At 59.3% G+C, this 8,692-nt stretch carries 6 protein-coding genes and 1 pseudogene; 4 read left to right on the forward strand and 3 right to left on the reverse strand.

What is annotated here, in order from left to right:
• Both dnaE and accA read left to right on the forward strand, forming a co-directional pair.
• A partial coding sequence (dnaE, locus tag AAC083_RS05165) for a DNA polymerase III subunit alpha (protein WP_146181582.1) occupies nt 1–2,137 on the forward strand: 2,137 nt, incomplete at its 5' end.
• 16 nt (nt 2,138–2,153) lie between these two features.
• Nucleotides 2,154–3,104, forward strand: a complete 951-nt coding sequence (gene accA / locus AAC083_RS05170) for an acetyl-CoA carboxylase carboxyl transferase subunit alpha (RefSeq protein ID WP_042038168.1) — start codon at nt 2,154–2,156, stop codon at nt 3,102–3,104.
• Nucleotides 3,105–3,285: 181 nt separating this feature from the next.
• On the opposite strand, the pseudogene AAC083_RS05175 reads toward accA, so the two are convergent.
• The 3 genes and pseudogenes from AAC083_RS05175 to AAC083_RS05185 form a co-directional block, all read right to left on the reverse strand.
• Nucleotides 3,286–3,624 (reverse strand): annotated as a pseudogene (locus AAC083_RS05175) (IS4 family transposase); the annotation flags it as partial.
• The gene (locus tag AAC083_RS05180) at nt 3,590–5,011 is read right to left on the reverse strand and encodes an MATE family efflux transporter (RefSeq protein ID WP_108536019.1); all 1,422 of its coding nucleotides are present in this window, start codon (nt 5,009–5,011) and stop codon (nt 3,590–3,592) included. The pseudogene AAC083_RS05175 and the gene AAC083_RS05180, both read right to left, overlap by 35 nt.
• Before the next feature lie 107 nt (nt 5,012–5,118).
• Entirely contained in the window at nt 5,119–6,027 is a 909-nt protein-coding gene (locus AAC083_RS05185) for a LysR substrate-binding domain-containing protein (protein ID WP_108536020.1), read from the reverse strand.
• A gap of 504 nt (nt 6,028–6,531) precedes the next feature.
• Here AAC083_RS05185 and AAC083_RS05190 point away from each other — a divergent pair.
• Complete coding sequence (locus AAC083_RS05190; RefSeq protein WP_181364657.1) at nt 6,532–7,827, forward strand: HAAAP family serine/threonine permease; 1,296 nt, start codon at nt 6,532–6,534, stop codon at nt 7,825–7,827.
• Nucleotides 7,828–7,965: 138 nt separating this feature from the next.
• Nucleotides 7,966–8,692: L-methionine/branched-chain amino acid transporter (gene yjeH, locus AAC083_RS05195; RefSeq protein ID WP_108536022.1), on the forward strand; the 727-nt coding region annotated here is incomplete at its 3' end.

The following is an 8,692-nucleotide window of genomic DNA, read 5'->3' on the forward strand; positions in this document are numbered from 1 at the left end:
GTTGGGCCACGCCTACGGCTTTGTGGATCGCATCTCCAAGCTCATTCCGCCGGATCCGGGCATGACGCTGGCCAAGGCGTTCGAGGCCGAGCCCAAGCTGCCCGAGCTCTACGAGCAGGATGAGGAGGTCAAAGACCTCATCGACATGGCGCGCCGGCTGGAAGGGGTGGTGCGCAACGCCGGCAAACACGCAGGTGGCGTGGTAATCGCGCCCACCAAGATCACCGACTTTGCGCCGCTTTACTGCGACGACTCCGGTAATCACCCTGTCACCCAGTTCGACAAGAACGATGTGGAGTACGCCGGTCTGGTGAAGTTTGACTTCCTGGGGCTGCGTACCCTGACCATCATCGACTGGGCGCTCGGCATGATCAACCCGCGCCTGGCCAAGGAGGGCAAGCCGCCGGTCGACATCGCTGCCATCCCGATCCACGACAAGAAGTCGTTTGACCTGCTGCAGCGGTTCGAGACCACGGCGGTATTCCAGTTGGAATCTCGCGGCATGAAGGATCTCATCAAACGGCTGCAGCCTGACTGTTTCGAAGACATGATCGCCCTGGTGGCGCTGTTCCGGCCGGGCCCGCTCCAGTCGGGCATGGTGGACAACTTCATCGAGCGCAAGCACGGCAAAGAGGCTATCTCCTACCCGGACGAGAAGTGGCAGCACGAGAGTCTCAAGCCGATCCTGGAGCCCACCTACGGCATCATCCTCTATCAGGAGCAGGTGATGCAGATAGCCCAGGTGCTGGCGGGCTATACGCTCGGTGGGGCGGACATGCTGCGCCGGGCCATGGGCAAGAAGAACCCGGCAGAGATGGCCAAGCAGCGATCTGGGTTTGAGGAAGGCGCCGTCAAGAACGGCATTGATGGCGAACTGGCGGTGAAGATCTTCGATCTGGTGGAAAAGTTTGCGGGCTACGGCTTCAACAAATCCCACTCTGCCGCCTATGCGTTGGTCTCCTACCAGACGCTCTGGCTCAAGACCCACTTCCCGGCCGAGTTTATGGCGGCGGTGATGACCGCCGACATGGACAACACCGACAAGATAGTGACGTTGGTGGACGAATGTCAGCGCATGGGGCTCACCGTGATACCGCCGGATGTGAACACGGGTCGTTACCGCTTCTCGGTCAACGAAGACGGTCACATCGTCTACGGTATCGGGGCTGTGAAGGGGGTGGGGGAAGGTCCCATCGACGCCATTCTTAGCGCCCGCGATCAGGATGGGCCGTTTCGCGATCTGTTCGACTTCTGCAACCGGGTCGACATCAAGAAGATCAACAAGCGGGTGATGGAAAAGCTCATCCTCTCCGGCGCCATGGACCGACTCGGCCCGCACCGCGCCGCCCTGATGGCGACCCTGGAGGAGGCGATGCGTGCCGCCGAGCAGCATGCCAAGGCTCAAGCGGTAGGCCAGGTCGACATGTTTGGTGTCCTGACCCAGGAGATTGACGACGTCAAGAAGGCGTTCGCCAACGTGCCGCACTGGCCTGACAAGGTGTGGCTGGAAGGGGAGCGCGAGACGCTCGGGCTTTATCTGACCGGGCACCCTATCAACCAGTACAGCGGCGAATTGCGTCGTTATACGTCCGGTCGCCTGTGCGATCTGCATCCCACCTCCCGGGATACGGTTACCACGGCGGCGGGGCTGGTGATCGCGGCCCGCAGCATGGTGACCAAGCGCGGCAACAAGATGGGGATCTTCACCCTGGACGACCGATCCGGCCGTCTCGATGTGACCCTGTTCAGTGAAGCGCTGGAAAAATATGAAGAATTGATGCAAAAAGACCGTATTTTGGTGGTTTCTGGACAGGTCAGCTTTGATGACTTCTCCGGTGGCCTTAAAATGTCGGCCCGTGAATTACTGGATATCAACGATGCGAGGGAGCGTTTTGCCAGGGCAATCCGCATCTCCCTCGATGAACAGCGGATTGATGATCGCTTTTTCCCGCGTTTGTGCGAGATTTTGGAACCCGCCCGTGCCGGAGTCTGTCCGGTTCAGGTAAACTATCGTCGCCCCGGCTCCCGGGTGCGATTGACGCTCGGTACCGAGTGGCGGGTGACGCCCACCGATCAACTGATAGATGACTTGCGCGTCCTGCTTGGACGAGAGCGGGTTGAATTGGTTTTTGATTAGAGGATCTATAGGCCCTATGAGTCTTTTTCTGGATTTTGAACAGCCAATTGCCGAGTTGCAGGCGCAGATTGATGAACTCCGTCATGTGAGTGAGCACAACAGTGCTGTCGATCTCAATGAAGACATTCGCCGGCTGGAGAAGAAAAACGAAGAGCTGACCAAGAAGATCTTCGGTGATCTGGGTGCCTGGCAGGTATCCCAGATGGCGCGTCATCCCCAGCGCCCCTACACCTTTGACTATATCGAGCATATCTTCACCGATTTCGACGAGTTGGCTGGGGATCGCGCCTATGCCGATGACAAGGCTATCGTCGGCGGCATCGCCCGTCTCGACGGTGAGCCGGTGATGGTGATTGGTCACCAGAAGGGTCGCGAGACCAAAGAGAAGATCAAGCGCAACTTCGGCATGCCGCGTCCGGAAGGATACCGCAAGGCCCTGCGCCTGATGGAGATGGCCGAGCGCTTCAAGATGCCGATCATCACCTTCATCGACACCCCGGGTGCTTATCCCGGTGTGGGTGCCGAGGAACGTGGCCAGTCTGAAGCCATCGCCCACAACCTGAAAGTGATGGCCGGTCTGACTGTGCCTGTGGTCTGCACCGTGATCGGTGAAGGCGGCTCGGGTGGTGCGCTGGCTATCGGCGTGGGGGATCGCGTCAACATGCTGCAATACTCCACCTACTCCGTCATCTCGCCGGAAGGGTGTGCCTCCATCTTGTGGAAGAGCGCCGACAAGGCACCGATCGCCGCGGATGCCATGGGTATCACGGCCCAGCGCCTGCAGGAGCTGAAGCTCATCGACAGCATAGTCGAGGAGCCCCTTGGCGGTGCCCACCGCAATGTGGAGCTGATGGCCAAGCGCCTGAAGGATCGCATCCAGCAGGATCTTAACGCGTTGCGCCCGCTCGAGACTGATGAGTTGCTGGAGCAGCGCTACCAGCGCCTGATGGGCTACGGCTACTGCTAAGCACCGGCTTCATCCCGACCTGCCAGAAGGCCCCCGCATTGCGGGGGCCTTCTTTTTGGGGGAGGGATAAATGCTATTCATACGGGTATCATTTGGCGCTATGTTTGCCGAACACCCCGGTGTCGGATCAACCGAGCGGCGGATCGTGGCCAAAAAAGTGGGCTCCCGCTCCCGGTGCCAGTCAGTTAAGCCCATATGGAATTGCTGTTATTGGTTTTTTCACACTGCGCTTCCATGGTCTGGCTTCACGCAGCGGGGGTCAGTTCGCACTCTTCTCTTTGTTAATACGAATAGCCTGCTGGCTGTTAATACGAATGGCCCGCTGGTTGCTCCAGGTCTGCCACTCGCCTCGGGATATGCCCGGTGACACAGTTGGCATGCAGCTCAACTCATGGACAAGGTAGACCGGCGCCCTGTGAAAACTCAGTTGACTTGCCGTCTATCCCCTCAAGTTCGCTGCCCTCTTCACCTGCGTGCGGCTCTGTCTAGCTGGCGCGACGGGCCAGCTGGACTCCCTGATGAGAACCGATCGGCTTGGCGTGATGCGGGTGAAGGGGTGTGCACGCCCGCTTGAGTCGACGCCACTCCTGCCAAAGCAGCCCGCACAGCGGCAGGGTCAGCAGCAAGACAGTGGTGGGCTGGGCCATCAGCACACCCTCGCGGCCCCACCAGAGCGGCAGCAGGAAGATCAGCGGCAGCAGCAGCAGTGTCTTGGCCGCCGAGATGATCAGCGCTTGCTTGGTGCGGGCCATGGACTGCAGCAACACTATGCCGAACATGATGATCCCCTCCAGCGGAATGGCGCTGAGGTTGAGGGTCAGGCTGCTGACGGCCGCGGCAAGCAGCTCGGCATCCTGATTGCCGATGTAGAGCATGGCCACCTGGCGCGGCAGCAGCTGGATCAGTAGCCAGACCGCCATGCCATAGGCAAGCGTGATCTTGAGCCCCATCTCCATCAGGAATTTCAGATCCCGATAGCGTTTGGCCCCCGTCGCCTGGCTGATGAGCGGTTGGATGCCGAAGGCCAGACCCTGCAGGATCACGATGAACACGGCTTCTGTGTAACCGGCTACGGTGAAGCCGGCCAGATCCTTGATGGCGCCATACGCCATCAGCTGGCTGTTGTGTAGCAGCAGTAGCAGCCCCAGGTTGAACTGGGCTATCAGGCTCGGCAGGCCGGTGAACAGCAGGTTGGGCATGGCCGGAAAACTGGGCACCATGTGGCGCCATGAGAGGCGCAGCTTGGCATGGGAGGTAAAGAAGTAGCCCAGGCCCAGCAGGCTGACGATCCCCTCAGTGATGAGCGTTGCCTGGGCTGAGCCCACCAGTCCCAGTCCCAGCCGCCCGACCATGAGGTAGTTGAGTACGATGTTGAGGATGGCGCCACTGCTGACCAGGATCATGGCCAGCCTTGGCCTGCCGTCGTTACGCAGCAGGTAGGGTACCGCCAGGTTGCAGGCCAGTAGCAGGGTACCGCCACCGATCCAGCTGAGGTAGTCACTGGCCTGTTTCCAGGTGTCGGTGCCTTGCTCAATCCCCAATGCTTGCAGTATGTCGATGTGCCAATGGTACAGCAGCAAGGGCGCCAGGAGTCCGAGCAGCCCGAGTAGCCAAAACGCATTGACCAGCGCCTGTCGGGCCAGCCGGCTCTGCTTCGCCCCCTGATGCAGGGAGATGGCGGTGGCCGCCCCCATGCTGATCATGGCGGCGAGCCCGATCAGCACCATGATGACCGGATAGACCAGGTTGATGCCGGCGAGGCCAGCGGCCCCCACATAGTGGCCGACGAAGATGCCATCGACCAGGTAGTAGGCACCTGAGACCAGCATGGCCATGACGGAGGGGAGGGCATAGCCCCAGAAACGGCGAGTCATTGCCCGTTGGCGCAACAGTAAGTAGGCAGACATATCTGTTCTCTTGGGGGAGTTCGATGATCGAGCAGACAGTCTAGATTAATATGTTTTTGTTGATAATCCGGTTTGTATTTGATGGATTAATGAATTTATCTCAGTAATCATCGGGTTTGATAGTGTGCCTTGAGCATGTCTATCAGGGCGCGCAGGCCGCTGCCCAGCTGATGTCGGCTGGGATAAAAGAGTGAAAATCCCACGAAGGTGGGGCACCACTGCTCCAGCACGCTCAGCAGTTTTCCCTGTGCCAGCTGCTTGCTCACCTCCTCCTCCAGACAATACGCCAATCCCAGCCCAGCCTCTGCCGCCCCCAGATAGAGAGCCGGCGTGCTGGTGGTCAGTGGCCCGGTCACCTCTATCTCCAGCAGGGCACCCTCTTCCCCGGCAAACGCCCAGCGGTAGTGATGAGATGGCGTCAGCCGGTAGCCTATGCAGGCATGGCGTGACAGCTCGCGGGGATGTTGCGGCGTGCCGCGCTCGGCCAGATAGGCGGGTGACCCCACCACCAGATAGCGTTGGGGAGGCCCGAGCGGCACACCTATCATCTCCTTGGGCAGCAGATCACCATAGAAGATGGCGGCGTCATAGCCATCCTCGATGAGACGCGGCATCAGCTCCTGCTCCACCACTTCTACCTGTATGCGCGGGTAGCGCACCATGTAGTCGAGCAGCACGGGAGCCAGCAGCTCATCGATGGCGCCCCGCGGCGCACTGATCTTCAGCCGTCCCACCGGCTCGTCGCTGTGGTGAGCCAGTTCTTCGAGTGCATTTTGCAGGTGGTTTAGCGTGGGCAGCAACTGTTCGAGCAGGTGCTGGCCCGCATCGGTCGGCACCACGGCGCGGGTGCTGCGATTGAGCAACCTGACACCCAACCGGGTCTCTAGCCCTTTCAGGCTGTGGCTCAGGGCGGAAGCCGACACCCCGAGCTCAAGGGCGGCTTTGCTGAAACTCTGGTGACGGGCGACGGCGGCAAAGACTGCCAGTTCGGCGAGGTCGGTACGGGTGATGGCCATATTAATGCAATGGGGAAATGTTGAGGAACAGGGTACGTCAGGGCACTTCAGCGCACAACCGGAGCAATAAACAGACACATGTAATCAGTTTGTTGTACCTCAAAGGGTGTAGATACGGGTGAAACTACCTGTGATTGTTAACGGTTGTTCACAAGATTGGGCTGACAACGTGATCTCGGACGTCAGAAAGGCGATTCTAATCAAACTTTGGTTGATTAATTCAAAAAAACACTGTGATCGCTAAGGGGATTTAATTAGAGTCAGCGCATCAGAACAAAGGTGCGTTAATGAGTTGTAATGGTTGACGCGCTTGCGGCCCCCGGGCTGATGACCCACAGATCTGTTTGTTGCAGTTTGGTTGTTACATGGAGTGACGAGCAAGTTGCCGAGTCGGCGGGATAAGAACAACAGGGATGGAGTGCAGGAGTTCCAGGGAAATGGGACAGGGCATTGCGCCCGGTTGACTAGATTTTTTCTATTTTCCTTGATGACAGGAACACCCCTATGTCTGACATGAACATTGCAGTTGAAGGCAACTTAGCCAGTAATGCGTCTTCCCGTGGCATCAACAAGGCCGACCTGGTCTGGATGCTGGGCCTGTACGGTACCGCTATCGGTGCCGGTGTGCTCTTCCTGCCAATCAACGCCGGTGTCGGTGGTCTGTGGCCGCTGGTTGCCATGTTGATCCTGGCCCTGCCGCTGACTTTCTTCGCTCACCGTGGTCTGGCTCGCTTCGTGCTGTCCGGCTCTACCCGTGATGGCGACATCACTGAAGTCGTGGAAGAGCACTTCGGCAAGACCGCAGGCAAGTTTATCACCCTGCTCTACTTCTTTGCCATCTACCCGATCGTACTGATGTACTCGGTCGCCATCACCAATACCGTCGAGAGCGTGATTGTTCACCAGTTGGGCATGTCTGCACCTCCCCGTGCCGTTCTGTCACTGGCGTTGATCCTGGGTCTGATGGCGGTTGTTCGTCTGGGCGGTCAGGTTATCGTCAAAGCGATGAGCGTGCTGGTATTCCCGTTCGTGATCACCCTGATGGGTCTGGCGTTCTACCTGATCCCGCACTGGAACGGTACCATCATCACTGAAGCACCAGCGCTGGCTGACGCCTTCAACGGTGACTTCCTCAAGACCCTGTGGCTGGCTATCCCGGTCATGGTGTTCTCCTTCAACCACTCTCCGATCATCTCCTCCTTCGCGGTGGACAATAAAGGTCGCTATGGTGAAGGTGCCGAGAAGAAGTGCAGCAACATCCTGCTGGGCGCCCACGTCATGATGGTGATGACCGTTATGTTCTTCGTATTCAGCTGCGTACTGAGCCTCTCTCCGGCTGACCTGGCTGCTGCCAAAGAGCAGAACATCTCCATCCTGTCCTATCTGGCCAACCACTTCGACAACCCGGTTATCGCCACTGTGGCTCCGTTGATTGCCATGGTTGCCATCAGCAAATCCTTCCTGGGTCACTACCTGGGAGCGCAAGAAGGCATGAACGGCCTGATGGCCAAAGCGCTGCGCGAGAAGGGCAAGAACGTTGACACCAAGCAGCTGAACAAAGTGACTGCGGTGTTCATGATCCTGACCACCTGGGCCATCGCCACCATCAACCCGAGCATCCTCGGCATGATCGAAGACCTGGGCGGCCCCATCATCGCGATGCTGCTGTTCCTGATGCCGATGTACGCCATCTCCAAGGTGCCGGCCATGCGCAAATACGCTGGCAACATCAGCAACGGCTTCGTGACCATCATCGGTCTGATCGCCATGTCCGGTATTATCTATAAGCTGATTGCCTGATAACTCCGGCTACCGAGTTGAATGAAGAAGCTGCCTCGCAAGAGGCAGCTTTTTTTGTTTGATCAACGGATTGCCCTTAACAAGCAAGGGGCTGCGGCCTAACATGGCGTGATGTTTTTCCAGTCAGGGCAAAAGGATATGTCTGCGTTGAAAAAAGAGCTGGGGCTCTGGCAGGGGATGGGGCTGCTCGCCACCTCACTGCTGGGTACCGGGATCTTCGTGGTGCCAGCGACCGCGGCGTCGCTGGCGGGGGGAGCCTCGCTCTGGGCCTGGGTGTTGCTCATAGTGCTGGTGCTGCCCATCGCCTTCACCTTCGCCCGGCTGGGGCGCCGCTACCCCCATGCGGGCGGGGCGCCGCACCTCATCGGGCTCGCCTTTGGCAACGGCGCCGAGCGCTTCTCCGCCTTTCTGTTTCTGGCTGTGCTGCCGGTGGGGTTGCCTGCGGCCCTCACTATCGCCGCCGGTTTCTGGCATGCGCTGTTTGATCTGGGGGAGTGGACCCTGTGGGCCATCCAGCTGCTGACCCTGCTCGGGGTATTCCTGCTCGGGCTGCGGGGGGCGCGCTCCTCCGGCAACCTGCAGTTGTTGATTGCCCTGGCCATATTGGGGCTGACCCTGCTCATCTGGTTCAAGGGGGATCTCAGCTGGCGTGACGCAGCGCAGCCACTGCCGACGGCAGCTGAGTGGCCCGCCATGGGCACGGCGCTGGCGGTGATGTTCTGGTGCTTCGTGGGGCTGGAAGCCTTCGCCCACATGGGGGAGGAGTTCAAGCGGCCGGAGCGGGACTATCCGCTGGCCCTGCTCGGCGGCGTCTTGCTGGCGGGGCTGATTTACTGGGTGCACTCGCTGGTGGTGCTCAAATATG

The organism is Aeromonas sp. HMWF014, from assembly GCF_963878295.1.
Lineage (GTDB): Bacteria > Pseudomonadota > Gammaproteobacteria > Enterobacterales > Aeromonadaceae > Aeromonas > Aeromonas popoffii.